The organism is Mesorhizobium sp. M0571, from assembly GCF_040320985.1.
GTDB lineage: Bacteria > Pseudomonadota > Alphaproteobacteria > Rhizobiales > Rhizobiaceae > Mesorhizobium.
In genome coordinates this window covers 1-839 of record NZ_JAMYQT010000148.1, presented here as the reverse complement: position 1 = coordinate 839, position 839 = coordinate 1, and the positions used below count along the sequence as shown (strand labels likewise).

Here is an 839-nt window from a genome sequence, read left to right as displayed (position 1 = left end):
CCGACCGCCAGGGCTGGGAAGAAGGTCAGGCCACCGACGATCAGGATGACACCGACCAGCAGCCCGACGAATAGCGGACCGTCGGTCGGAAAGGTGCCGGCGGAGGCAGGGACGGTCTTCTTCGCCACCAGCGAGCCAGCAATCGCCAGCGCCGGAATAATGACCAGGAAGCGGCCCATCAGCATGCCGATGCCGAGCGTTATATTGTACCAGGGCGTGTTGCCGCCGAGGCCGCCAAAGGCGGAACCATTGTTCGCCGCAGCCGAGGTATAGGCATAGAGAACCTCGGAAAAGCCGTGCGGGCCGGCATTGGCGATGGAAGCAACGCCGGTCGGCAGCACCACCGCGATAGCGGTGAAGATCAGCATCGCCAGCGGCAGGCAGAGGACGGCCAGCATCGCCATCTTGACCTCCTTGGCCTCGATCTTCTTGCCGAGATATTCGGGCGTGCGTCCGACCATCAGCCCGGCGACGAAGACGGCAATGACGATGAACATCAGGATACCATAGAAGCCGGCGCCGACGCCGCCGACAATGACCTCGCCGAGCTGCATGTTGATGATGGGGATCATGCCGCCAAGTGCGGTGAAGCTGTCGTGCATGGCATTGACCGCGCCGCAGGATGCGGCGGTGGTGATGACCGCAAACAGCGCCGACAGAGCGATGCCGAAACGGCTCTCCTTGCCCTCCATGTTGCCGCCGTCGATGCCCAGCGCATGGACCAGCGGGTTGCCGGCGGCCTCGGCCCAGTAGCAGACAGCAACGCCGGCGATGAACAGCACACCCATCGCCGACAGAATTGCCCAGCCCTGGCGCTGGTTGCCGACCATGCGGCCGAA

1 protein-coding gene is annotated in these 839 nt (G+C 64.2%); it reads right to left on the bottom strand.

The annotated features are described in order from the left end of the window. Positions 1-839 (bottom strand): potassium-transporting ATPase subunit KdpA (kdpA, locus tag NKI85_RS37770; RefSeq protein ID WP_352780983.1); only part of this gene is annotated, 839 nt, incomplete at both ends.